This window comes from Streptomyces sp. NPDC096193, from assembly GCF_040302905.1.
In the GTDB taxonomy this organism is placed as follows: domain Bacteria; phylum Actinomycetota; class Actinomycetes; order Streptomycetales; family Streptomycetaceae; genus Streptomyces.
Genome location: NZ_JBEOSJ010000019.1, coordinates 22,804 through 45,746 on the forward strand (window position 1 = coordinate 22,804; position 22,943 = coordinate 45,746).

Annotated in this window: 19 protein-coding genes; 8 read left to right on the top strand and 11 right to left on the bottom strand. The window is 72.5% G+C overall.

Translation table 11 applies throughout. The annotated features are described in order from the left end of the window. Positions 1–41: 41 nt before the first annotated feature. From modA to ABTX78_RS25080, 3 genes are all read left to right on the top strand, one after another. The gene (gene modA, locus ABTX78_RS25070; protein WP_352209041.1) at positions 42–854 is read left to right on the top strand and encodes a molybdate ABC transporter substrate-binding protein; all 813 of its coding nucleotides are present in this window, start codon (positions 42–44) and stop codon (positions 852–854) included. A gap of 216 nt (positions 855–1,070) precedes the next feature. Beyond that, the gene (locus tag ABTX78_RS25075; RefSeq protein WP_352209147.1) at positions 1,071–3,020 is read left to right on the top strand and encodes an ABC transporter permease; all 1,950 of its coding nucleotides are present in this window, start codon (positions 1,071–1,073) and stop codon (positions 3,018–3,020) included. A 431-nt stretch (positions 3,021–3,451) separates the two neighbouring features. Beyond that, positions 3,452–5,404, top strand: a complete 1,953-nt coding sequence (locus ABTX78_RS25080) for an RICIN domain-containing protein (RefSeq protein ID WP_352209042.1) — start codon at positions 3,452–3,454, stop codon at positions 5,402–5,404. 231 nt (positions 5,405–5,635) lie between these two features. Here the strand turns inward: ABTX78_RS25080 and ABTX78_RS25085 are convergent, their stop codons facing one another. Beyond that, on the bottom strand, positions 5,636–6,421 hold the full coding sequence (locus ABTX78_RS25085) for a VOC family protein (protein WP_352209043.1): 786 nt from the start codon (positions 6,419–6,421) through the stop codon (positions 5,636–5,638). Between the two features lie 138 nt (positions 6,422–6,559). Between ABTX78_RS25085 and ABTX78_RS25090 the strand changes: the two genes are divergently transcribed. Beyond that, complete coding sequence (locus ABTX78_RS25090; RefSeq protein ID WP_352209044.1) at positions 6,560–7,819, top strand: MFS transporter; 1,260 nt, start codon at positions 6,560–6,562, stop codon at positions 7,817–7,819. Positions 7,820–7,846: 27 nt separating this feature from the next. Here the strand turns inward: ABTX78_RS25090 and ABTX78_RS25095 are convergent, their stop codons facing one another. The 5 genes from ABTX78_RS25095 to ABTX78_RS25115 all read right to left on the bottom strand — a co-directional run bounded on the left by ABTX78_RS25095 (position 7,847) and on the right by ABTX78_RS25115 (position 14,349). Further along, positions 7,847–9,259 (bottom strand): carboxyl transferase domain-containing protein, encoded by a 1,413-nt coding sequence (locus tag ABTX78_RS25095; protein ID WP_352209045.1) that lies wholly within the window; start codon positions 9,257–9,259, stop codon positions 7,847–7,849. Further along, the gene (locus ABTX78_RS25100) at positions 9,252–10,688 is read right to left on the bottom strand and encodes an acyl-CoA synthetase (RefSeq protein WP_352209046.1); all 1,437 of its coding nucleotides are present in this window, start codon (positions 10,686–10,688) and stop codon (positions 9,252–9,254) included. Before ABTX78_RS25100 ends, ABTX78_RS25095 begins: the two co-directional genes overlap by 8 nt. A gap of 219 nt (positions 10,689–10,907) precedes the next feature. Further along, the gene (locus ABTX78_RS25105) at positions 10,908–12,464 is read right to left on the bottom strand and encodes a GAF domain-containing sensor histidine kinase (protein WP_352209148.1); all 1,557 of its coding nucleotides are present in this window, start codon (positions 12,462–12,464) and stop codon (positions 10,908–10,910) included. A gap of 61 nt (positions 12,465–12,525) precedes the next feature. Continuing rightward, positions 12,526–13,575: a rod shape-determining protein gene (locus ABTX78_RS25110; protein ID WP_352209047.1), complete on the bottom strand. Its 1,050-nt coding sequence runs from the start codon at positions 13,573–13,575 to the stop codon at positions 12,526–12,528. Between the two features lie 207 nt (positions 13,576–13,782). After that, entirely contained in the window at positions 13,783–14,349 is a 567-nt protein-coding gene (locus tag ABTX78_RS25115; RefSeq protein WP_352209048.1) for a hypothetical protein, read from the bottom strand. Positions 14,350–14,482: 133 nt separating this feature from the next. Between ABTX78_RS25115 and ABTX78_RS25120 the strand changes: the two genes are divergently transcribed. Then, positions 14,483–15,196, top strand: coding sequence for an SCO2400 family protein (locus ABTX78_RS25120; protein WP_502993955.1), 714 nt, complete (start codon positions 14,483–14,485; stop codon positions 15,194–15,196). Positions 15,197–15,366: 170 nt separating this feature from the next. Here ABTX78_RS25120 and ABTX78_RS25125 read toward each other — a convergent pair whose 3' ends face one another. After that, complete coding sequence (locus tag ABTX78_RS25125) at positions 15,367–15,810, bottom strand: MarR family winged helix-turn-helix transcriptional regulator (RefSeq protein WP_352209050.1); 444 nt, start codon at positions 15,808–15,810, stop codon at positions 15,367–15,369. Positions 15,811–15,900: 90 nt separating this feature from the next. On the opposite strand from ABTX78_RS25125, the gene ABTX78_RS25130 reads away from it, so the two are divergent. After that, entirely contained in the window at positions 15,901–16,923 is a 1,023-nt protein-coding gene (locus ABTX78_RS25130; RefSeq protein WP_352209051.1) for an NADP-dependent oxidoreductase, read from the top strand. 114 nt (positions 16,924–17,037) lie between these two features. Further along, positions 17,038–17,460 carry an organic hydroperoxide resistance protein gene (locus tag ABTX78_RS25135; RefSeq protein WP_352209052.1) on the top strand — a complete coding sequence of 141 codons (423 nt, stop codon included), beginning with the start codon at positions 17,038–17,040 and terminating at the stop codon, positions 17,458–17,460. 133 nt (positions 17,461–17,593) lie between these two features. Here ABTX78_RS25135 and ABTX78_RS25140 read toward each other — a convergent pair whose 3' ends face one another. Further along, positions 17,594–20,134 (bottom strand): M14 family zinc carboxypeptidase, encoded by a 2,541-nt coding sequence (locus ABTX78_RS25140; protein ID WP_352209053.1) that lies wholly within the window; start codon positions 20,132–20,134, stop codon positions 17,594–17,596. A gap of 150 nt (positions 20,135–20,284) precedes the next feature. Here ABTX78_RS25140 and ABTX78_RS25145 point away from each other — a divergent pair, with 150 nt between their 5' ends. After that, positions 20,285–21,115 (top strand): EI24 domain-containing protein, encoded by an 831-nt coding sequence (locus ABTX78_RS25145; protein WP_352209054.1) that lies wholly within the window; start codon positions 20,285–20,287, stop codon positions 21,113–21,115. 44 nt (positions 21,116–21,159) lie between these two features. Here ABTX78_RS25145 and ABTX78_RS25150 read toward each other — a convergent pair whose 3' ends face one another. The 3 genes from ABTX78_RS25150 to ABTX78_RS25160 all read right to left on the bottom strand — a co-directional run bounded on the left by ABTX78_RS25150 (position 21,160) and on the right by ABTX78_RS25160 (position 22,855). Continuing rightward, positions 21,160–21,570 carry a VOC family protein gene (locus tag ABTX78_RS25150; protein ID WP_352209055.1) on the bottom strand — a complete coding sequence of 137 codons (411 nt, stop codon included), beginning with the start codon at positions 21,568–21,570 and terminating at the stop codon, positions 21,160–21,162. 93 nt (positions 21,571–21,663) lie between these two features. Next, on the bottom strand, positions 21,664–22,056 hold the full coding sequence (locus ABTX78_RS25155; RefSeq protein ID WP_352209056.1) for a helix-turn-helix domain-containing protein: 393 nt from the start codon (positions 22,054–22,056) through the stop codon (positions 21,664–21,666). 67 nt (positions 22,057–22,123) lie between these two features. Further along, positions 22,124–22,855 (bottom strand): carbon-nitrogen hydrolase family protein, encoded by a 732-nt coding sequence (locus tag ABTX78_RS25160; protein WP_352209057.1) that lies wholly within the window; start codon positions 22,853–22,855, stop codon positions 22,124–22,126. Positions 22,856–22,943 lie beyond the last annotated feature (88 nt).

The window sequence follows — 22,943 nt, forward strand, 5'->3', positions numbered from 1 at the left end:
GGCGCGGACTGCTCCGAACGCATCACCAGGAGTGTCACCGCATGACTGCCTCGTCCTTCTCCCTCACCCGACGCCGTACCGCGGCCGCGCTGCTGACGGCGGCCCTTCTCGTACCGCTCGCCGCCTGTGGCAGCGACGACAAGAAGGACAGTCCGGCCGCCAAGGACACGTCCGGCTCCACGACCCCCGCCGCGGATCTGACCGTGCTCGCCGCCTCCTCGCTCAGTGACGTCTTCAAGAAGGCCGGGGAGGCGTACGAGAAGTCCCACCCCGGGACGAAGATCACCTTCTCCTTCGCCGGCTCCCAGGAGCTGGCCGCCCAGGTCCAGCAGGGTGTGCCCGCCGACGCCCTGGTCACCGCCGACACCAAGACCATGGACGGCCTGAGGGCCGACACCGGGAAGCCTGCCGTCATCGCCAGGAACCGGCTGGTCATCGCGACCCGTGAAGGGAACCCGGAGAAGGTCGACGAGCTGAAGGACCTGGCCGACAGCAGGCTGAAGGTCGTGCTGGCCGCGCCCGAGGTGCCGGTCGGCCGCTACAGCAAGAAGATCCTGGACGCCCAGAAGATCACGGTGAAGCCCGTCTCCCAGGAACCCAACGTCCGGGCGGTGCTGAGCAAGGTCGAGCTCGGTGAGGCCGACGCCGGGCTCGTCTACAGGACGGACGCCTCCACCGCGGAGGACAAGGTCAACGCGATCGAGATCCCGGACGCGCAGAACGCCGTCGCCGCGTACCCGGCGGCGACGCTGAAGTCCTCCGAGCACGCGGAGGCCGCGGCGGCGTTCGTGCGGTGGCTGAGCACGCCCGAGGCGCAGAAGATCCTTCAGGAGGCGGGCTTCCAGCAGCCGTGACCGTCGCACGCGGCTGCCCCGGCGTGGGGCCGGGCAGCCGCGTGACCGGCCACGGAAGGCCCTGAGGACACGACCAGCACCCCAGGAACCCCGATGAAACGCTTTCGCATCCGCGCCGCCGACGGTGACGCACCCGGCCCGGACGGGCGCTCCGCCGCGGCCGCCTCCCCGACGCCCGGCGGGCGCCCCTCCGTCTCGCGCACGCGCTCCTCCGGCATGCGCACCCCCGTCGCGCTCGCCGTGCCCGCGCTGCTGGCCATCGCCTTTCTTCTGATGCCGCTGATCGGCATCCTCGCGCGTACCGAATGGGCGGGCCTCGTCACGCACCTGACCAGCCCGGGGGTCACCGAGGCGCTCCGGCTGTCGCTGTTCGTCTCCTTCTGGGCGCTCGGCCTGTCCCTGGTCCTCGGCGTGCCGCTGGCCTGGCTGCTGGCGCGGGCCGAGTTCCGGGGAAAGGCGCTCGTACGCTCCCTGGTGCTGCTGCCGATGGTGCTCCCGCCCACCGTGGGCGGTGTGGCCCTGCTGCTCGGGTTCGGGCGCCGCGGACTGCTCGGGCCCTGGCTGGAGGGCACCTTCGGCATCACTCTGCCCTTCCACACCTCGGGCGCGGTGGTCGCCGCGACCTTCGTCGCGATGCCCTTCCTCGTCATCAGCCTCGAAGGCGCGCTCGGCGGACTGCGCCCGGCCTACGAGGAGACGGCCGCCTCGCTCGGGGCTTCTCCGGTACGGGTGTTCTTCACCGTCACGCTGCCGATGGTGGCTCCCGGCCTGATCGCCGGAGCCGCCCTCACCTGGGCCCGCGCGCTCGGCGAGTTCGGCGCGACCATCACCTTCGCCGGGAACCTGCCCGGTTCCACACAGACGCTGCCGCTCCAGGTGTATCTGCTGCTCCAGGACCGGCCGGAGGCCGCGACCTCCGTGTCCCTGCTGCTGCTGGCCATCGCCATGGCCGTGCTGATCGCTCTGCGGGGTCGGTGGACCGGCGGCGCCACGGCGGTCCGCTCCCCGGGCCGTTCGGCGGGCCGGCCCAGTGCCGCCGACGTGGCCGGCACCGCGGTGCGGGTGGACGCCGGCGCCGACCCCGTTCTCCTGGCGAAGGAACTCCCGCCGGAGATCCCGCAGAGGCGGGAGGACTGCTCGCTGGAGGCCGAGGTCAGCGGTTTCGTCGAGCTCGCGCTGAACGCCGGACCCGGCACCACCCTCGCCGTCGTCGGCCCGAACGGCGCGGGCAAGACCACCCTGCTGCGCGCCCTGCTCGGGCTCACCCCGCGTGCCCATGCCGTGCTCCGGCTCGGCGGCGTGGACGTGACCGGGCTGCCTCCGCACCGGCGGGGCGTCGCCTGGGTGCCGCAGAACGGCGCGCTGTTCCCGCATCTGAGCGCGCTCGGCAACACGGCGTACGGGCTGCGCGCCCACGGCGTCCCGCGCGCCGAGGCGCGCCGCAGCGCCCAGGCCTGGCTGGACCGGCTGGGCGTGGGCGGACTCGCACACCGCCGGCCCGCCCAGCTCTCCGGAGGGCAGGCACAACGGGTCGCCCTGGCAAGGGCGTTGGCGGCCAGGCCGCGGCTGCTGCTGCTCGACGAGCCGCTGGCCGCGCTCGACCAGACCACGCGCGCCCAGGTGCGGCACACCCTGCGCCGGCATCTCGACGGTTTCGGCGGTGTCTGTCTGATGGTGACCCACGACCCGGTCGAGGCCGTCTCGCTCGCCGACCGGGTGCTCGTCCTGGAGGAGGGGCGGGCCCTCCAGGACGCCCCGCCCGCGGAGGTCACCCGGCACCCCCGCTCCCCGTGGGTGGCCCGGATGCTGGGCCGCAACGCCTGGACCGGTACCGCCGACGGCAACGGTCTGCGACTGACCGGCGGCGGTTTCCTCGTGATCGCGGAGCCGCTGCCGGCCGGTACCGAGGCACTGGCCGTCATCGCTCCCGAGGCTGTTTCCGTGCACCGCGAAAAGCCGGGCGGCAGTCCCCGGAACGTGTGGCCCGGCACGGTCCGGGAAATCACCGCGACAGGCAGCCGCTTGCGCATTCTCGTCACTTCTTCTCGGGCCCCTGACCTGGTGGCGGAGATCACGCCCCAGGCGGCCGCCGAACTCGGGCTGGCGGACGGCACTTCCGTGTGGACAAGCGTCAAGGCGACTGAGGCAGTCGTCGTCACTTTGTGACCATCCCGATCTGCCGAGCCACATCCCCCACCACGCTGATTTCGCCCGAACGGCCAGTAGTAACAGGGGAGTTGGCGGGAAGCCGACGCGCTGTCGGTATTCGACAACTCGATGCTCGAACGAGAGGTCCGCTGCACTCTTGTCATCGGGGAACCAGTCAACTCCGCGCAAGACCGAAGCAGTTCTTTTCATTGTCGCGGGGCCCCGAATGGCCGCGGTTCGGGAACTCTTGTTCACTGCCCGGCGGTTGTGCCAAGGTGAGCTTCCTCACGTCCGAACGTGGCAGTTTTTGTTCAACCGTTCGAATGGACCGCGGTACAGACCAAGTAGACGCGCACCACCTTTCACCAACCGGAATCCCCGGCCGATTACGGGCCGGGGACGGCACTGCTCAACCCCCCACCGCATTGCCCTGGATGGAAAGACGTCTCATGCAGAAGCCCCGCACTCAGGGTCCCGTCCCACCTGCCCACACCGGTCTCGACCCCGGGGGCTCCGACGAAGGCCTCGCGGCCGCGCTGCGGACCGGCGACGGCGATGCCGAGACCCGCACGGTGGCCGTGCTGCTCGCGAGGCACTGGCAACCCGTCTTCGACTACGCGTCGATCGGCACCCCTTCGGCCAAAGCGGCTTCCATGCTGGCCACGGCGGCGTCCGACAAGGTGCTGGAGAATCTGCGGCACGCGCGAACGACCGCCGCTCTACGGCCCCTTCTGCTGCTCACGGCGCGGCAGACCGCCAAGGCGTGGGCGGCCGACGAGCGGGTCACCGCTCTGCCCGAACTCCAGAATCCCGAGACGGGCCGCACCGTACCGGTCGACATGTTCACTCTGGCCGAAAACCGGGCCCTGGTCGCCAGGTCATTCCAGGCAATGCCCGGCCCCGCCCAATGCCTCCTGTGGCATGTCGAGGTGGAGGCCGAGGGCATATCCGTACCGGCCGGTTTACTGGCAACAGATCCGCGTACCGCGGCCGGGCAACTCGATCAGGCGCGGGAAATCTTCCGGGTGGGCATCCTGCGGTCCCATCTCGAACTCGCGCAGGACAAGGAATGCCGCCACTACAACCGGCTGCTCGATGTATCCCTGCGCCGCGGCGGCACGCTGATACCCGACATCCAGGCGCATCTGGCCACGTGCCGGCACTGCCGGTTCGCCGCCGAACAGCTCGACCACGGCGGCGGCCGGCTCGCCCTTCTGCTGGCCGAGGGACTGCTCGGCTGGGCCGCCCAGCCCTATCTCGATTCCCGGCCCGCCCGGAACAACGCCCGCTACCAGGCCCGGGCCGCCGCCGTGCACGGGCCGGTACGCGGCCCCGGCCGGCACTCGCGCGGCGGACATGCCCGCACGCTGTTCCCCCTCACCTTCCGTGGCCGCCGGATCGCCCTGCCGCAGCGTGGCCGGCGGATCACCCTGCCGGAGCGCGGCCGGGGTGCGGTCCTCACCGGGCTCGGCGTCGTCGCCGGTCTGCTCGTCGTCGCGACCCTCGTCAGCCGGCTGTGGGCGGACGACGGCAGCACCGCGGGTCCGCCGGCCCCGGGCGGCTCCGTCTCCGCGCCGCCCGTGACGGGAGGCAGCGACCAGGCCACCCCGGGACCCCAGCCGTCGACGACGTCGGCCGCCCACCCGACCGGGCCCTTCAGCACACGGCTGCGCAACACCGTGGCCGGTCTGTGCCTCGACATCCGCGACCGGCGCGCGCAGTTCGGCACCGAGGCCACGATGGCCGCCTGCACCACCTCGGTCACCCAGCAGTGGGTCTACGAGAACGACGGACTGCTGCGCAGCGGCGCGGCCCTCGAACTGTGCCTGAATTCCCATGAGCTCGACGGTGTGCTCGTCCTCGGCTCCTGCCCCGAGACCTCGGCTCCCGACGCGTCCGACGTCCGGTACGACCTGACCATCCAGGGCCATGTGGTCCCCCGCTGGAACGAGTCGCTGGCGGTCGTCCCCAGCTCGACCGAGGCGGGGGCCCCGGTCGTGGTCAAGGTCCGCGACGGTTCGGCTGCGCAGCAGTGGGCGACGGACAACGTTGCCGTCGGCACGCCCAGGATGCGCCCGAGCGCCGACGCGCCGAAAACCCAGGAGGTCAACGGCCCCTCGGGGCACGGTCGTTCGTCCTCGCCCGCGGAAGGCGAGCAGCGCACCTCGGAAGGGCGGACGCGTCAGGGCGTGCCGGACGCCGATCTGCGCGGTGTCAGCGACGACGGGGGAGCGGCGGCACCGGAGGGCACCGCCCAGGACGCCACTCTCCCGCACCTGGAACCCGCCCTCCATCAGCTGCCCGCCGCCGTGGGAAGCCTCGTCGAAGCGGTGGACCGCGACCTTCTCGAACCGGCCGGATCCCTCCTCCGTACGGAGGAGGCCACTCCTGCCGGCGGATGACGAGCGGCGGGTCCCGGCCGGGCAGAGTGGTCCCCGCAGGTACCGGGGGAATGCGCGAGCCGGGGCCCCACCTCGGGGGCGGGGCCCCGGCCCGCGCATCCACACCGGGTGACGGCTGGGCGCTGACGGCGGGCCCGGCGCGAGGAGCATTGCGTGACGGCCGGACGGTGACAGCGGGCCTGGCCCGCGCGTCCACACCGGGTGACGGCCGGACGGTGACAGCGGGCCCGGTCAGGAGAACGTGGGCATCTCGCCCTTGGTGTTCTGCAGGTCGATGACCGAGAACACCGCGCCCTGCGGGTCCGCGACCGTCGCCGAGCGGCCGAAGGGGCTGTCCGCCGGTCCGCTCAGCAGCCGTCCGCCGAGCTCGACCGCCCTGGTCGCCGCCGTGTCGCAGTCGGACACGGCGAAATAGACGTCGGCGAACGGCGGCAGCCCGTCGGACGTGCCCTCCTCCGTCTTCTGCCGTCCCGCCACCGGCTCACCGCTGATGCTCCAGAGATGGAAGTCCACGTCGTCGTCCATGCGCTGGACCTCGAAGGGGAAGACGGACGGGAAGAAGGAGTCCGCCTTGCGCGCGTCACGGGTGCGGACGTCGACCCAGGCGTAGGCCCCGGGCTCCCCGGTCTTCTCGAAGCCCTCGTGGGCGGCCGCCTGCCAGGCGCTGAAGAACACACCGCTCGGGTCCTGGGCGCTCACCATGGTGCCGAAACCGCCGACCTCCATGGGCTCCATCATCAGGGTGCCGCCGTACTCCCGGATCCTCGCGGCGGTCGCGGCCGCGTCCGGGGTGGCGAAGTAGAGGTTCCAGGCGGCGGGACTGTCCATGCCCGGCATCTGCGGGGAGAGCGCGGCCACCGCCTTCCCGTCGGAGTAGGCCTGGGTGTAGTTGCCGTACTCCTCCTGACCCTCGCCGAAGGTCCAGCCGAGGAGCTCGGCGTAGAAGTTCTTCGCGGCCTCCAGGTCGAGGAACATCGCGTCCGCCCAGCAGGGCGTGCCTTCCGGTCGTACGGCCATGGGATCCCGGCCTCCCGTCGACGGGCGTGCTTTCCCCTCACGCTATTCGTCCCCGAACACCGCCGCGCGCCGAAGCGGGCACTCCGCACCCGAGGGCCTGTAAGGGGCCCTGAGGCCCGCGGTCATAGACTTCCCGCCATGCCGCAGCCCAGCCCCGCCTCCTCCGCGCGCCCGCGCATACTCGCCGACCTCACCCCGCTGCGCACCTCCGTCCACTACCGTCGGCTCTGGTTCGGCAACACGATCTCCTGGATCGGACAGGGGATGACCACCCTCGCGATCTCGCTCCAGGTGTATGACATAACCCACTCCACCTTCGCGGTGGGTCTGGTCGGGCTGTGCTCGCTCGTGCCGCTGCTGGCCTTCGGGCTGTACGGCGGCGCGATCGCGGACACCGTGGACCGGCGACGGCTCGGGCTCATCAGCGCGAGCGGCTCCGCGGTCCTCTCGGCGGCGCTGGCCGCCGCGGCGTTCGCGGAATTCCACCATGTCTGGTTCCTGTACGGCGTGGTCGCCTTCCAGTCCGTGTGCGCCGCCGTCAACTCCCCGGCGCGCAGCGCGATGATCCCCCGGCTGCTGCCGGTCGAGCAGCTGCCCGCGGCCAACGCCCTCACCTCGATGACCATGACGTCCGGGACACTCGTCGGGCCGATGCTCGGCGGGCTCGTCGTCGGGTTCGCCGGCTACCAGACCGCGTACGCCATCGATGCCGTCGCCTTCTCCGCGTCCCTGTACGCGATGTGGCGGCTGCCCTCGATGCTGCCGGACCGTGCCGAGGGCGCGAAGAAGGCCTCCGTCCTGGAGGGGCTGCGGTTTCTGGCGACCCGGCCGAATCTGCGGATGACGTTCTTCTCCGACTTCTGCGCCATGATCCTCGCCCATCCGCGTGCGCTGTTCCCCGCCGTCGCCGTCATCTGGTACGACGGCGACGCCCGCACCGCCGGTCTGCTGGTCGCGGCCCCGGCCCTCGGCGCGGTGCTCGGCGGGGTGTTCTCCGGCTGGCAGGGGCGGATCCGGCGGCAGGGCCTCGCGATCCTGCTCGCCGTCGGGGCCTGGGGCGCGGCCATCACGGTCTTCGGGCTCACCCGCAATCTGTGGCTCGGACTGCTCTTCCTCGGCCTCGCCGGGTTCGCGGACGCCATCTCGATGGCGTTCCGCAGCACCATGCTCCAGGCGGCCGTGCCCGACGAGTTGCGCGGCCGGCTCCAGGGCGTCTTCCTCGTGGTGGTCGTGGGCGGGCCGCGGCTCGGCGACTTCCTCGCGGGCAGCGCCGCGGATCTCACCTCCCCGTCGGTGACGGTCACCGGCGGCGGCATCGCCTGTGTGCTGGCGGTCTCGCTGCTGGCCCTGCGCTGGCGCGGCTTCGCCCGGTACGACGCACGGGACCCTCAGCCGTAGGCGCGGCCCCGGACCGTGGGGCGGGGCTCATTCCTGCGGGGCGACGATCCCGCGGACGACGCCGAGTTCGACCAGGTCCTGCGGGCGCAAACGCAACTGGTCGGCGGTCCCGGGGACCTGCTCGGGGCGCCGCTTGAGGATCGCGGCGGCGAGCTCGGGTGCGATGACGGAGAAGTAACTGTCGGGCGTGGCCCAGGTGTTGCCGGGCGCGGCGAGCGCGAGGGCGCCGCCCGAACCGCCTTCACCGATGAGGAGGCTGGTGACCGGCGTCCCGGCGCCCGCGACCGCGGCGAACAGTTCGGCGATGGCGGCGCCCGCTCCGGAGCGCTCGGCCGCGGCGTCGTTGGCGGCGCCCGGTGTGTCGATGAGGGTGAGCACGGGGAGCCCGAGCCGGCCGGCCAGGCGCACGACGCGTGCGGCGGTGCGGTAGCCGGCCGGCAGCGTGGCGGTGCCGCACTGCGCGACGAAGGCGACGGCCCGCCCCTCGCGCATCCCCACCCCGCAGAGCATCCCGGGGTCGACCCCGCCGCACCGGTCGCCGCTGAGGGTCCTGCGCGGGCCGAAGTACGCGTCGAGATAGGCCCGGGCGTGGGGCCGTCCCGGTGCGCGGGCCTGGGTGACGGCGTCCCACCCGGTGCGGGGGAGGGACGGCGTCCCGAGCGCGAACGGCGGAGGCACGGGGCCGGACGGCGAGGCCGCACTCCGCGCCTCCGTGCTCCCACCGGTCGTGTCGAAGCGGGCCCCCGCATTCCCGCCGGCCGCCACCGCCCAGAACGACACCGCCTCCCGCAGGTCCTCCGGCGCCACGATCTCGTCGATCTGGCCCGCGGCAAGCTGCGCCTCCGCGGTGTACGCCGACGGGTCCGCGTCCGGGGGCCGCACCCGCGATCCCGCGAAACCGACCTGGGCCGACGGGAGGGCCAGGATCACATCCGCTCCCGCGCCCAGCGTCGCCCAGCCGCCGCCCGTCGTCGGGTCGCGCAGGACCGCGATCTGCGCCACTCCCGCGGCGCGCAGCCGCACCGACGCGGCCGCCACCCGCTGGAGCTGGGTCAGCGCGATCATGCCCTCCTGCATCCGGCTGCCGCCCGTCGCGATCAGCGACACCAGCGGTCGGCCCAGCTCGCGGGCCCTGTCGTACGCCGCCTCCAGCCGGTCGCCGGCCCGGCTGCTCAACGAGCCGCCGAGGAAGCCGAATTCGAAGGAGATCACCACACACGCACGGCCGCCCACCGTGGCCTCGCCGTACACCACGGACTCGGTGGACCCCGTGCGCCGGGCCGCCGCCGCGCGCTGGTCGCCGTACCCCTCCCAGCCGATCGGGCCGTCGGGCGCCTCCCGCTGTCCGTCGAGCGCGCCCTGCCCGTCGACCGGCACCGCCTCGGTGAAGTCGTCGCAGATCAGCGCGATCGCCGCGGGCGCGCTCAGCCGGTCAGCCATGCAGCGCCCGCTTCATGATCTTGCCCATGTCGTTGCGCGGCAGCGCGTCGAGGAACCGCACCGTCCGCGGCCTCTTGTGCGGAGCGAGCTGGGCCGCCACATGATCGGCCAACTCGCCCTCGGTCGGCGGCGACTGGCCGTCCACCGGAACGATCCACGCCACCACCCGCTCGCCCAGATCGGCGTCGGCCTCTCCGGTGACGGCGGCCTCGCGGACGCCCGGGTGCTCCAGCAGCGCGTTCTCGATCTCGCCCGCTCCGATCTTGTAACCGCCGCTCTTGATCAGGTCCGTGGCCTTGCGGCCGACGATCCGCACATACCCGTCCGGGTCGCGCACGGCCATGTCCCCGGTGCGGAACCAGTCGCCGTCGAAGGCCGCCGCCGTGGCGTCCGGCCGGTTCAGGTACTCCGTGAACAGGTTCTCCCCGCGCACCTGGATCTCGCCGATGCTCGCGCCGTCGTACGCCGTGACCGGCGAGCCGTCCTCCTCGACGAGCCGCAGCTCCACGCCCCTCAACGGCACCCCGACCGACCCCGGCCGCGGCTCGCCGTCGACCCGGACGCTCGTGTTCATCAGGGTCTCGGTCATGCCGTACCGCTCGATCACCGGGCGGCCGGTCGCCGTACGGATGCGTGTCTGGTCGTGCACGGGCAGCGCGGCCGAGCCGGACACGAGCAGCCGCGCGCCCGCGAGAACCTTCGCCAACTCCCGGTCGCCGTCGAGCGATTCGGCCAGCCGGTGGTACATCGTCGGCACCCCGAAGAGCATCGTGCCGCCGTCCGTCAGCTCCCGGGTGACGCCCTCGACCGAGAACCGGCCCAGGTGGCGTACCTGTCCGCCCCGGCGCAGCGGGCCGAGGACGCCGAGGATCAGCCCGTGCACATGGAACAGCGGCAGCCCGTGCACCAGCACATCGGCGTCCGTCCACGCCCAGGCGTCCTCCAAAGCGTCCAGGCTCGCCGCGATCGCCCGGCGCGGGAGCACGGCGCCCTTCGGCGCGCCCGTGGTCCCCGAGGTGTAGACGATCAGGGCCGGGTCCGCGGGGGACGGCACCGCGGGCGGCGGTCCCGCGTCGCCCGTCACCGGGATGTCGATACGCTGCAACCGGCCCAGCTCGTCCGGCAGTTGCTCTCCCGCGGCCGCCAGAACAGCCGCCGGTGCGCTGTCCGCGAGGATGTGCGCCAGCTCGCGCTCTCCCGTTCTCGGGTTCAGCGGCACGACGGGCACACCGGCCAGCAGCGCGGCGACCACTCCCACCGCCGTCTCCAGCGTCGGCGTGGCCCACAGCGCGACCCGGGACGCCCCGCCGATTCGTACGGCGAGCGAGCCCGCCGCGCCGGCGAGTTCTCCGTAGGTCAGAGCGCGTTCGCCGAAGCGCAGGGCGGGCCGGTCCGAGCCGGCGGTCAGCGCCGGGAAGAGGTCAGTCACTCGTCGTCCTCCGTCTGATGCAGCGTGTCTGTGCCGCGCTGTGCCGCGTGCCGTCCTGATATCCGCCGTCGCACGCGCCCCGCACACACGGGCCGGTCCTCGCACACACCATTGTCCCCCGCCGGATCACGGCACGGGCTGCGGGACGCCACCCCTGACCGGGACGGTCGACCGGCCCGAGGAGGGTGCCGCGGACTCCCGTACCCCGGATTCCGCCGCCTACCGGGGCGCCTGCCAGGTGACCCGCGTACCGTGCCCGTCGTCCTCGCCGTCATCGGGCCGCCCGTCGTCCGCGACCACCAGCCGCACCCCGGGCCGGCCGTCCGGCAACAGCACGGTCGCGTCCACCTCCACGTCGATCGCGGTGACGTCCGGCCGCCGGTGCGCAGCCGCCAGCGCGCCGCGCAGAGCCGCCAGCAGTTGCTGGTCGGCCGGCTCCCGCACAAGGGCGTCGACCGCGCCCCGGAACTGCACGGACGGCGGGAAACCGAGCAGCGCGGACGCCCCCGCGGTCTCCCGCAGCACCCGGTCGCGGAAGCCCGCCGGGGCCTCGGCGGGCGGTTGCTGGAGCGCGAAGATCGTGGTCCGTACCTCCTGGATCGTGGAGTCCAGCTCGTCCACGGCCCGGCCGAGCAGCTCGTCGCTCCCGTCGCCCGGTGCGCGTCGCCGCGTCGACTCCAGCATCATCTCGGTGGCGAACAGCCGTTGGACGACCAGATCGTGCAGGTCCCGGGCGATACGGTCGCGGTCCTCGTAGACCGCGAGCTGCTTGCGGTTGTGCTGGGCGTCGGCCAGCACCAGCGCCAGGGCGGCGTGCGAGGCGAAGCGGGTCGCCAGCCGCCGTTCGGCCGCGGTGTACGGAGGGCCGTGCCGCCGCCGCGGCAGCGCGAGGGTGCCGATCAGCCGCCCGCCGCTCTGCAACGGCAGCATCATCGACGGTCCGAACCGGCTGCGCACATGGGTGGTCATCCGCGGGTCGGTCGCCGAGTCGTCGATGAACACCGGTTCTCCGCCGAGTAGTTGGACGAGTACCGGCGACCCGGGCGCGATGGTGGTGCCGACGATGTCACCCGGGTCCCCGGCCGTGGAGGCGGCGACGATCTCCATCCCGCCGTCCTCGGTGGGCTGGAGCACGACACCCGCGGAGGCGTCGGCGAGGACGCGGGCCTGTTCGGCGACCGTCTCCAGGGCGTCCTGGGCGCTCTCGCCGGTGAGCAGCGCGGTCGTGACGGCGGCCGCACCTTCGATCCAGCGCTCCCGCTGCCGTGCGCTCGCGTACAGCCGGGCGTTGCCGATCGCGATGCCCGCCTGTGCGGCGAGCATCCGCAGCAGCGCGACGTCGTCCTCGGTGAAGGAGCCGTCACGCCGGTCGGTCAGGCACAGGAGCCCGAAGTCCTGGGTGTGCACCCGGATCGGAACCCGGAGATACGTGTACGTGCCGGGACGGCCGCCGGGAGCGCCGGGGGAGGGCGCCTCGGCGGGGTCGTCGGGGATCGGCAGCCGTGGATCGCGCATGAAGGCGCTGATGAGGCCGTCGTCCCCGGCCGCCAAGGGGTCGGCCCGGCCGTTGTCGGACGACAGGCAGTCCACGTCGTCCCCCGGCCGGGCGGCCGCGCCGACGGTGTAGAGCTCGGTGATCGTCCCGCTCTCGGGGTCGAGGACCCCGAGAGCGCCGTGGCCCGCCCGGGTGAGACGGGCCGCGGAGTCGACGATGTGCTGAAGGGTCGTGTGCAGTTCGAGGTCGGTACCGACACCGAGCACGGCCTCCAGCAGCATCGTCAGACGTCGTGCCGGCTCCGCCTCGCCCACAGCGGGCCGCCTCTCGTCCCGCTCCGCCTCAGGTGGCTTCGGCCCCGGCCAGCGGGTTGAGCACCAACGGCTGGATCTTGCCCTCCAGCATCGCGCCGAGGCCCAGTACGGCACAGATGTCGGGGCGTTCGGCGATCTGCACCGGCATATGGGTGGCCTCGTGCAGCATTTCGTCCAGGCCCGGCAGCAGCGCCGAGCCGCCGACCATCATGATGCCCCGCTCCGCGAGGTCGGCGACCAGGTCGGGCGGGCAGTCCCGCAGGACCTTGCCGATTCCGTCGAGTACCGAGGTCAGCGGGGTGTGGATGGCGTCCCGCACGGCGGCGGTGTCGACCCGCACGGAACGCGCGAGGCCGGTGGCCACGTCGCGCCCGTGGATCTCGGTCGAAGCCGGCCCCTGAGGGGTGAGTCCGTTGCCGCGCAGGGCGAGTTGCAGAGGGCGTACCGACTGGCTCGGCAGCATCAGCTCGTGCTGGTGGCGCAGGTGCTGGATCACCGCGTAGTCGATGGCGTTGCCGCCCACGGGGATCCGCTCGGCGGTGACGATCGCGCCGAGCGAGAGCACGGCGATCTGGGTGGTCGCCGCGCCGCACACGATGATCATGCTCGCGGTCGGCTGCTCCACGGGCAGTCCGCAGCCGACGGCGGCGGCGATCAGGGTGTCGACGAGCTCCACCCGGCGGGCGCCGAGGCCGACCAGGGTCTCGACCGCGGCGCGCTGCGCCAGCGGGTCGCTGTCGTGCGGTGTGCAGGCGGCGGCGCGCAGCCGCGGCTTGCGGCGCAGCTGCCGGCGCAGCTTCTCGCCCAGAAGGTGACGGAGCATCCGCTGGGCCATCTCGATGTCGACGACCGTGCCGCCGGAGACGGGCCGGACGACGCGGATGTAGTCGGGCGTACGGCCCGTCATCTTCTCGGCGAGCGCGCCGACCGCGATCAGCGCGCCCGTACGGGTGTTCACGGCGGCGACGCTCGGCTCGTCGACGACGAGTCCGGCGCCCTTCACGAAGACCCTGGTCCGTGCGGCTCCCAGGTCGACGGCGACATGGCAACGGCGCAACTGCTCAAGACTGACGGTCACGGCAGATCCTCCCGAGTGCGGTTCGTGATGGCATCGTGCGATCGCCGGGTGCGGTGCGCGCGCTGGGTGAGCCGGTCGGGGGTACGAAGCTGACGATCCGCCAGATCTGTGCGGCCATTCGGGGGGTGGGCGTTGTCGGGCCGGGCGGCGTCCGAGCGCCCATGTCGTCGGGTGGCCGGGCCGGTACACCGACCCCCGGGACAGCCCTCACAGCAACCGCTGGAACAACCCCCAGCAGAACTCCGCCACACATGTCTGCCCGTCAGGAAGCGTCAGCCGCAGCTGCCGGCGGGTCGGGGCCGACCCCTCCATCGGGAAGGCCGGGGGAAACGCGCGGGCCGCCTCGTCCACCGTGCACGACCAGGGCTTGAGGTCCTCCGGGGTCCGCAGCTCGGGGCCCGGGACGCCGGGGGCGCGGACCAGCCACTCGTTCCACACCGCTCCGCCGTCCCCGGCCATCACCTCGAAGCGCAGGTCCGGCCAGAGGGGTACGGGCCACTGGACGGCGTCGTACTCCAGGTCGCCGATCCGGCGGCGTTCGGTGCGCTCGGCAGGTCCGAGCACCGAGCGGTAGCGGGCGAGGGCGCCCCGTCCGCGCGGTGCGCGCACCATCGCCTGCCAGCGGCGGTTCGCCTCGCGCATGTCGGCGATCGACGCGCCCATTTCCCGGCGCGCGGCCTCCACCAACTCCGGCTGGTGGTCCCCCATCCGGCGCAGAAGGACCAGTTGGAAGTCGTGAGGTCCGAAGGGTGCGGCTGCGGTCATGTCCGACATCCTGCCCCGCGGACCGGACGCGACGCGTCGTCAACCGGGCGACCGGACGCGCCGCGGAAGTGAAGATTCCACACAAGATCCTCACAGTCTCATTCACCTGCGGCCCACCCCCGCCGCATAATCTGCGGGCGCCATGGATTACTGCTACCAGTGTCGACGGCACCTCAACGGCGCCCTGGCCTGTGCAGGCTGCGGCACTCCCGTCGAGGAGCTCAGGCATCGAAGCCCCAGCGCCCCCGCGGCGGACCACGTCCTCGAGTTGGACGAGGTGTCCGCTCCCGCGGGGCATCGGCGTTCGCGCCGCCAGGCCCCTCCGCGTCCGAAATCCTCGGGTCGGCGGGGGCGCAAGCGGCGTGGCCGCAAGGTGCTCATCGGTGTCGTCGGACTGGTGCTCGCGGCCGGTGCGCTGAGCCTCGCCGAACTGGCCCTGGAGGACCCGGGCGACCAGGGAGCGGCGACGGCCGTGAAGGAGGCGGACAGCGAGGAGACGGAGTTCGCTCCGCAGCCTCCGGAGGCGAACGAGACCCCGGAGGGTCCCGACGGCGTCACCGAGAAGCCGGTCGAGGCCTCGGCCACGTCCGCACGACCCACCTCCACCGTCACCGTCACGGGGACCGCCGGCACCGGCAGTCCGGCCGCGGAGGATCCGGACGAGGGGAACGGTCCGAGGCCTTCGTCGCGCGCCGACGAGCCGTCCGAGCCCGACGAGTCGCCCTCGTCCTCCGCGCAGCCCAGCGAGCCGTCCGGCCCCGGCGACGGGACGCCCACGAACCCCCCGCCCGCTGCCCCCCCGTCGTCGCCGACCCCCACGCCGACCTGCGAACGTTTCCTGTTCTGGTGCGTGTGAGCCGTGTTCGGGTCCCGGTGAGCTGTTCCGGCGGCTGGACCTGTTGCCCGTCCGCGCGCCGAGGTTGCGGGCGGCGCGCTCCCGCGCCCCGGGTTTTCTGTTCCGTGGTATCGGTGCCCCGGGTTCCATGACCCGCGAATCCCCGCCCCGGGACCCCGCCCGGCGCGCGCTCAGCCCGTCGCCGCGGCGTCTTCGCCCAGCATCCGCCTGAGCAGGTCCCGCAGGACGGTCCGCTCCTCGTCCGTCAGCTGCGCCAGCGGCTCGCGGGCGAAGTCCAGCGACTCCCGCAGCCGCCGCGCCGTCTCGAGACCCTCGTCGGTGGGCGCGGCGAGCTTGACCCGGCGGTCGTGCGCGTCCGGCCGGCGCTCCACCAGCCCGCGGCTCTCCAGCCGGTCGACGATGCCGGTGATGTTCGACGGCTCGCACTTCAGCTTCACGGCGATACGCCGCATCGGCATGGGCTCCAGCGTGAGCAGGCCGAGGACGCGCGCCTGCGCGCCGGTCAGCGAGTGCTGGGCCGCGACCTGCTCGTACTCCGTGTAGTACCGGGCCACGACGGAGCCGATGAGGTCGACGACCTCGACGGTCAGGGGGTCGGTACGTGGGGTGGCCATACACGCCAGCGTACCCGCTTACTTGACAACATGAAATATCGGTGCGCATGGTTGTTTCAGGTAGTGAAGCTTTTCTAGGAGGAACGCAGCATGTCCGCACTTCCGGAGACCAGCCGTGAATGGCACCTCGTCGCCCGCCCGCACGGCTGGCCCAAGGCGGAGGACTTCGCCCTGCGTGAGGTACCGGTGTCGGCGCCGGGCGAGGGCCGCGTCCTCGTCCGCAACCTGTACTTCTCGGTCGACCCGTACATGCGCGGCCGGATGAACGACGTGAAGTCGTACACCCCGCCCTTCCAGCTCGACCGGCCCATGGACGGCGGCGCCGTCGGCGAGGTCATCGCCTCGAACGCCGACGGCTTCTCCGTCGGCGACCACGTCCTGCACGGCCTCGGCTGGCGCGAGTACGCGGATGTCCCCGCGAAGCACGCCACCAAGGTCGACGCCTCCGTCGCCCCGCTCTCGGCCTACCTCGGCGTCCTCGGCATGCCCGGCCTCACCGCCTACGCCGGCCTCTTCGACGTCGCCTCCTTCAAGGAGGGCGACGCCGTCTTCGTCTCCGGCGCGGCCGGAGCGGTCGGCAGCCAGGTCGGCCAGATGGCCCGGATCAAGGGCGCCTCCCGTGTCATCGGCTCGGCGGGCTCCGACGAGAAGGTCAAGCTCCTCGTCGAGGAGTACGGCTTCGACGCCGCGTTCAACTACAAGAAGGGCCCTGTCGCCCAGCAGCTGAAGGAAGCCGCCCCCGACGGCATCGACGTGTACTTCGACAACGTCGGCGGCGAGCACCTCGAAGCCGCGCTGTCCTCGTTCAACGTGCACGGCCGCGCCACCATCTGCGGCATGATCGCCCAGTACAACGACACCGAGGCGGCCCCCGGCCCGCGCAACCTGGCCCTGGTCATCGGCAAGCGCCTGCGCCTGCAGGGCATGCTCGTCAGCGACCACAACGACCTCGCGCCGCAGTTCGTGCAGGACGTCGCCGGCTGGATCGCCTCCGGCGAGCTCAAGTACAACGAGACCGTCGTCGAGGGCATCGAGCACGGTTACGACGCCTTCGTCGGACTGCTCCGCGGTGAGAACACGGGCAAGATGGTCGTTTCCCTCAGCCACCAGTGACGCGACCGGCCGTGTTCGCCCGCTGGGGAGCATGCCGGGTGAGGCACTAGGCTCGTACCGAGCCGTCGCGGTCGTGGGCGCGAGTCGCGGCGAACCACAGGAGGAAACCTCTTCATGTCCATTCAGCAGTCCGACGTCCTGTACACCGCTTCCGCCACCGCGGAGAACGGCCGTGACGGCCGCGTCTCCACCGATGACGGCAAGCTCGACGTGGTCGTCAACCCGCCGAAGGAAATGGGTGGTTCCGGGTCCGGCACCAACCCGGAGCAGCTCTTCGCCGCCGGTTACAGCGCCTGCTTCCAGGGTGCGCTGGGCGTTGTCGCCCGCCAGGAGAAGGCCGACATCACCGGCTCGACGGTCACCGCCGAGGTCGGCATCGGCAAGAACGACGAGGGCTTCGGGATCATCGTCAAGATCACGGCGTCCATCCCGAACGTCGACGCCGCCACGGCCAGGGACCTGATCGAGAAGGCCCACCAGGTCTGCCCGTACTCCAAGGCGACCCGCGGCAACATCACGGTCGACCTCGCGGTCTGAGGTCGCGCTTCAGGCACGGCCGAGGCAGTACGCAACGGCCGAAGCAGCACGCACCACCGCGGCCGCACACGAGTGGGTCCGCACGCACGGCTGAGGGCCGCACCCCGTCCGGGGTGCGGCCCTCGGTGCGTGGTCAGCGCGTCAGCAGTGCCCGGCCGACCTGCGCGAACACACCCTTCGGGTGGTCACGGAACAACGGCTCCGTGCCGAACAGCACGACGGGCGCGCCCTTCGCCGTCGTACCGCTGACGACGGATGCCCGGCCCGCGGCCGCCTGCGGTCCGCCGCTGCCGTCCTCCGCCGCCCCCCAGTGGCCGGCCACCAGTGGATTGCCGGTGCCGTACGACTGCTCCGCCCGGACGCCTGCGCCGAGGCCGGTGAACCAGAGCGGGGAGTAGACGAAGGTGTGGGCCGGGGCGCCGCCGGTGAGCGCGCCGCCCCTGTTGGTCACCCGCACCACGCCGTTGGCGTCGCCGTTGCCCTCGACCGCCGTCGCCGGGATCAGCCCGGCCGCCGCGTTGAAGGCCGCACCGGCCGACCCGAGGCCGACCACGCCGACACCGCTCTCGGCGAACGCCTCCCGCGCGGCCGGCGTCAGCCGGCCGTGGTCGACGCCCGTCGACACGTACAGGACATCGGCACGGGACCAGTCGAAGCCCGCGTTCAGGGTGGCGGTCGACACCGGCACCACGTCGAAGCCCATCTCGCGCAGCGCGAACTGCTCGCCCGCCGTCACGGCGGCCGCGACCCGGGTGGGGGCGAGAGGCGCGGTCCCGCGCTCCTTCGTCGCCGAGAAGACGACGCCGAACCGGTCGGCGAGCACGGCCGCCGCCTTGCGCGCCGCCCCCGGCACGATCGCCGCACCGTCGGACGTCCGGCGCACCGCGACCCCCTGGGCCAGCAGCGTGTTGACGGCCGCGAGCTCCTTCGGGTCGTCCAGCCGCAGCTTCAGATCACCGCGCGGCGCGACATAGCCGGTCGGCGCGGCGGCGGCGACCGGACGCGAGACCACGTGCAGATCGCCCCGGGCGACCTTGTCCACCGTCGCGCCCCACAGCAGCCCGAGGCTCCAGCCCGAGATGTCGTACATGGTGGAGACGTCGGCGCTGATGTCCCGCCCCTCGGCCAGGATCACATTGGCCATCCCGCGCTTGGGCTGCCGCAGGTCGACGACGTACGACCCCGCCGGATAGGCCCGGCCCGCCAGCCGGAACGGGCGGACGGCACGCTCCACCCGGACGTCGTTGGCGACCAGGTGGTCCACCAGACGACCCGCGGCGACCGCAGAACGCTGTCCGCGTCCCGCCGGGATCACATACGCCCGCGGGAACGTCGTCGTGTAGACGTCCTCCGGCCCGATACCGGGCACCCCGGGCACGGTCTCGGAGGAGACCGGACGCTGGGCCTCTCCGGCCGCGCCGCGCCGGAACGTCTCGATCTGGTCGGCGATCACCGAGGCGCGGTGGCTGTTCGTGTACTCCAGGGTCGCCCGCATCGCCGCACCCGCGATCGCCGTGTTGATCGCCGCGCGACGGCGCAGCTCGGCGACCGGCAGGCTGTCGTACTGGGCGTTGTTGACGGTCATCGGGAACTCGATGGTGTGCGAGGCGACCGCGCCCTGGAAGGGCATGTACTGCGGTGTGAAGATGGGCGGCCAGTCGTCCCAGCCCTCCTTCTCGTCCCGGAAGGGGATCACGGCGGGCCGCACGCCGTCGGCGGGGGTGTAGCCGAGGCCGTTGACGGCCTTCTCCATGCCGAGCGCGTTGGCGTACGCGTTCTTCAGGAACAGGTCGTACTCGTAGTTCTCGCCGTGCGGCGGTGTCGTCGGCTCGATCAGCGTGCCGTTGACATAGCCGTGCAGGTCCAGCATCACGGCGGGCTGCTTGTCGATGGCGATCCGCCGGATCGCCCGCGACTCCGGCTGGGTCGCGGTGATGAAGTCGCGGTTCAGGTCGAAGCCGTTGGCGTTGGCGCGGGTTCCCGCGATCCGGCCGTCCGGGTTGGCGGTGACGTTCAGATGAACACGGTTCTTCGCGAGCAGCCCCGCGGTCTTCGCGTCCTTGGCCTTAGCCAGCTCCTCGATGAGCTTCAGGGCCGCGTCCGTGCCCTCCCACTCATTGCCGTGGATGTTGTTGTTGATGAACAGGGGAGTCTTGTACGAGGCCTTGATGTGCTTGTCCCGGGCGGCCGCGGCCGGGTTGTTCTCGATCCGTTCCCGCATGCGTTCCTGGTCGCGGGCCTGCCCGGAGCTCTCCGGCGCGGTGACGGTCACCAGATAGAGCTCGTGCCCGCCGGCGGAGTGTCCGGCGACCTCCACGCTCACCCGGTTGCCCAGCTTCTGGAGGGCGTTGAGCCGTGGCGCGAGCGAGTGGTACGGGGCGAGCCCCAATTTGATCGACTTGTCGGCGGGGTTGACGGGCGGCGCGTCGAGGACGGTCCGCCGCGGGTAGCCGGCGTCCTTCCGCAGCCCCGGCGTCGCGCGCTCCAGCGCTCGCAGCGCCCCGGCTCCCACGGGCGTGGAGTCCCGCGCGGTGTCCCGCCCGGCCCCTTCGCGTACGGGGTGCGGCCGCGGTTCGTCGCGTCCCGGCGCCGCGGACGCGGACAGGGGGCTGAGAAGCAGGGCTCCGAGGACGGCTGTACTGGTGGTGAACAGGACTGGTCTGAGGAGTGCCATGAACGGAGGGTCTACCGTGTCGCCGTGCCGGGGGCAACAGATGTCCGGAAGGTGATCGGCCGTTCGCCCCCTCCGCCGCGCGCCGTTCGCCCTCTCCGCCGCGCGCCGGGCGCCCGGCCTGTCCCTCCGGCGGACCGTTAGGCTGGACGTATGCGTGATCTGGTGGTCGGCTTCGGCTATTTGATGAAGGGCCAGCGCTGGGTCGCCGGACACGGCCGCTGGTTGGGCTTCGGGCTGCTGCCCGGCCTGGTGACCCTCGTGCTGTACGCGGGCGCCCTCGTCGGCCTCGGCTACGGCGCCGACGATCTGGTGGGCTGGGCGACACCGTTCGCCGACGGCTGGTCCTCGCCGTGGCTCGGGCTGCTGCGCGGCTTTCTGACCGCCCTCGTCTTCGCCTTCGGCCTGTTCGTCGCGGTGATCACCTTCACGGCCGTGACCCTGCTGGTGGGCCAGCCCTTCTACGAGTCGCTCTCCGAACAGGTCGACCGGAGCGAGGGCGGCCGGGTTCCCGAGTCGGGGCTGCCGCTGTGGCGTGAACTGTGGATCTCCGCCCGTGATTCGCTGCGGGTCGTGGCGCGTGTGGTGTTCTACGGGATTCTGCTGTTCGCGGCCGGCTTCCTCCCGGTCGTCGGGCAGACCGTCGTCCCGGTGCTCGGCTTCGCGGTCTCCGGGTTCTTCCTCGCCGAGGAACTCACCGCCGTGGCCCTCCAGCGCCGCGGCGTCGAACTGAAGGAGCGGCTGGTCCTGCTGCGGGGACGCCGGATGATGGTCCTCGGCTTCGGTGTGCCGCTCACGCTGGCGTTCATCGTGCCGCTCGTCGCGGTGTTCCTGATGCCTGGCGCGGTGGCGGGCGCGACGCTGATGGTGCGCGACCTGACGGGCACGGAGTCCGACGAGCCGTCACCGCGGTCCCCGGCCCCGTACAGCCTCGACAAGGACCGGGGTCTGAACGACGCCGGACGGGGCGGGTTCCGCGCCTGACGGCTGTGGGCCCCCAGGGTTCCGCTGCTGACCCTTTCGGGCTCTCAGGTCTTCGGCTGGGTGAAGCGGATGCTGTTGCCGAACGGGTCACGCAGGCCGCAGTCGATGCCGTACGGGCGTTCGGTCGGTTCCTCGGTGAACTCGACGCCCCTGTCCCGCAGCGTCTTGTACGTCCCGCGGCAGTCGTCCGTGCTGAGGATGAGGGAGCCGCCCATGGCGCCCTTGGCAACCAGCTCGCGGACCTGCTGAGCCGTCTCCTGCGACATCGCCGGAGGGCCGGGCCGCTCCAGCAGGATCTGCCGCTCCGGGTGGCCGGGGACGCTGACGGTCAGCCAGCGCATGAAGCCGAGGTCGACATCGGCGGCGACCTCCAGGCCGAGCGTGCCGACATAGAAGTCGAGGGCCTCGTCCTGGTCGAGGACGTAGATCTGTGAGTGCGTGATGGCGTTGAACATGTCCCTCACGCTACGGGCCGAGGCGGGCGAGAACTTATCCAGAACTGCTCGGTCCGGGGCGTACGCGCATGCCTGCCGGCCCGGGGCCGCCGCTCAGAGGACCGGCCGCGTCCACACCTTCGTGAAGCACGTCGGTACGTCCGCTGGCGCGGCCTCCTTGCGGTACGCCCTCGGCGACCGGCCGACGATGGCACGGAACGTGCGGCTGAAGGTTCCCGGGCTGCCGAAGCCGACCTCGAAGCAGATGTCCGTCACCCTGCGGTCGGTCTCCCGCAGCAGGTACATCGCCCGCTCCACGCGGCGCCGCTGGAGGTAGCGGTGCGGTGTCTCGCCGAACGTGGCCCGGAAGGTGCGCGCGAAGTGCGCCGGGGACACATGGGCGATCCGGGCCAGGGCGGGCACGTCCAGCGGCTGCGCGTACGCGCGGTCCATCGCGTCCCGTGCCCGCAGCAAGCGGCGGTTGGTCTCCTCCGCGGCGCGGCTCACGGCACCCTCACCCCGCTCACCGCGGTCAGCCGCAGGGCACACGAGCGGGGCGGGACCGGTACGGCACTCATGGTGCCACCGTCCGCAGCGACAGCTCGGCGAGCGCGAGCCCGGGAGCGCTCGACGCCGCCGTGGACAGCAGCGCGCCGTCCGGCCCCCACACCGCACTGTCGCCCGGGCACTCCCCGACGCCGCAGCGTCCCACCGCGTTGGCGAGCACCACATACAGACCGTTGTCCCGGGCGCGGACCGGATAGACCGTCGCGAACGAGTCGTTGCCCCTCTCCAGCGCCGAACTGGCCACATACACCTGACAGCCGTCCGCCCGCGCCCGCTCGGCGAGTTCCGGGAAGCGGTTGTCGTAGCAGATGGCCGTCGCGAAGCCGATGCCGTCCAGGGTGAACCGGCCGTCCTCCGAGCCCGCGTCGAAGACATCGTTCTCCGTGCCGTGCACCCGCTGCTTGTCGTAGCGCGTGAGCAGCTCGCCGTCCGGCCCGAGGACGAGCGAGGTGATGGCGGGCCTGCCGCCGGTCGTACGGACCGCCGCGTTGAGGACGGCGGCCGTGCCCCCCGTCCGGCACGCCTCCCGCACGGGGTCGAGCCGCGCGTCGTCCTCCGCGAGCACCAGAGAGGGGTCGGCGGCGAGGAGGTCGGGCTCGTACCCCGTCACCGCCAGCTCGGCGAAGACGACCAGCCGTGCGCCCTGCCCGGACGCCGTGTGGACGAGGTCCCGCACGGCGCGCACATTCGCGCCGATGTCACTGGGGACGGAGCGGAACTGCGCGGCGGCAATCTTCATACGGCCATCATCACCGCCCGGCGGCAGCCCGCACCACGCCTTTCCCGCACCCGGGCGGCCCCGGGTGACGCCCCGCCGGGCCGGGGCG

What these genes read in the sequence shown, in the direction of transcription:
- modA (WP_352209041.1), top strand. Translation starts at nt 42, where the DNA reads ATGACTGCCTCGTCCTTCTCCCTCACCCGACGCCGTACCGCGGCCGCG.
- ABTX78_RS25075 (WP_352209147.1), top strand. Translation starts at nt 1,071, where the DNA reads ATGCGCACCCCCGTCGCGCTCGCCGTGCCCGCGCTGCTGGCCATCGCC.
- ABTX78_RS25080 (WP_352209042.1), top strand. Translation starts at nt 3,452, where the DNA reads ATGCAGAAGCCCCGCACTCAGGGTCCCGTCCCACCTGCCCACACCGGT.
- ABTX78_RS25085 (WP_352209043.1), bottom strand. Translation starts at nt 6,421, where the DNA reads ATGGCCGTACGACCGGAAGGCACGCCCTGCTGGGCGGACGCGATGTTC.
- ABTX78_RS25090 (WP_352209044.1), top strand. Translation starts at nt 6,560, where the DNA reads ATGCCGCAGCCCAGCCCCGCCTCCTCCGCGCGCCCGCGCATACTCGCC.
- ABTX78_RS25095 (WP_352209045.1), bottom strand. Translation starts at nt 9,259, where the DNA reads ATGGCTGACCGGCTGAGCGCGCCCGCGGCGATCGCGCTGATCTGCGAC.
- ABTX78_RS25105 (WP_352209148.1), bottom strand. Translation starts at nt 12,464, where the DNA reads ATGCTGCTGGAGGCCGTGCTCGGTGTCGGTACCGACCTCGAACTGCAC.
- ABTX78_RS25115 (WP_352209048.1), bottom strand. Translation starts at nt 14,349, where the DNA reads ATGTCGGACATGACCGCAGCCGCACCCTTCGGACCTCACGACTTCCAA.
- ABTX78_RS25120 (WP_502993955.1), top strand. Translation starts at nt 14,483, where the DNA reads ATGGATTACTGCTACCAGTGTCGACGGCACCTCAACGGCGCCCTGGCC.
- ABTX78_RS25125 (WP_352209050.1), bottom strand. Translation starts at nt 15,810, where the DNA reads ATGGCCACCCCACGTACCGACCCCCTGACCGTCGAGGTCGTCGACCTC.
- ABTX78_RS25130 (WP_352209051.1), top strand. Translation starts at nt 15,901, where the DNA reads ATGTCCGCACTTCCGGAGACCAGCCGTGAATGGCACCTCGTCGCCCGC.
- ABTX78_RS25135 (WP_352209052.1), top strand. Translation starts at nt 17,038, where the DNA reads ATGTCCATTCAGCAGTCCGACGTCCTGTACACCGCTTCCGCCACCGCG.
- ABTX78_RS25140 (WP_352209053.1), bottom strand. Translation starts at nt 20,134, where the DNA reads ATGGCACTCCTCAGACCAGTCCTGTTCACCACCAGTACAGCCGTCCTC.
- ABTX78_RS25145 (WP_352209054.1), top strand. Translation starts at nt 20,285, where the DNA reads ATGCGTGATCTGGTGGTCGGCTTCGGCTATTTGATGAAGGGCCAGCGC.
- ABTX78_RS25150 (WP_352209055.1), bottom strand. Translation starts at nt 21,570, where the DNA reads ATGTTCAACGCCATCACGCACTCACAGATCTACGTCCTCGACCAGGAC.
- ABTX78_RS25160 (WP_352209057.1), bottom strand. Translation starts at nt 22,855, where the DNA reads ATGAAGATTGCCGCCGCGCAGTTCCGCTCCGTCCCCAGTGACATCGGC.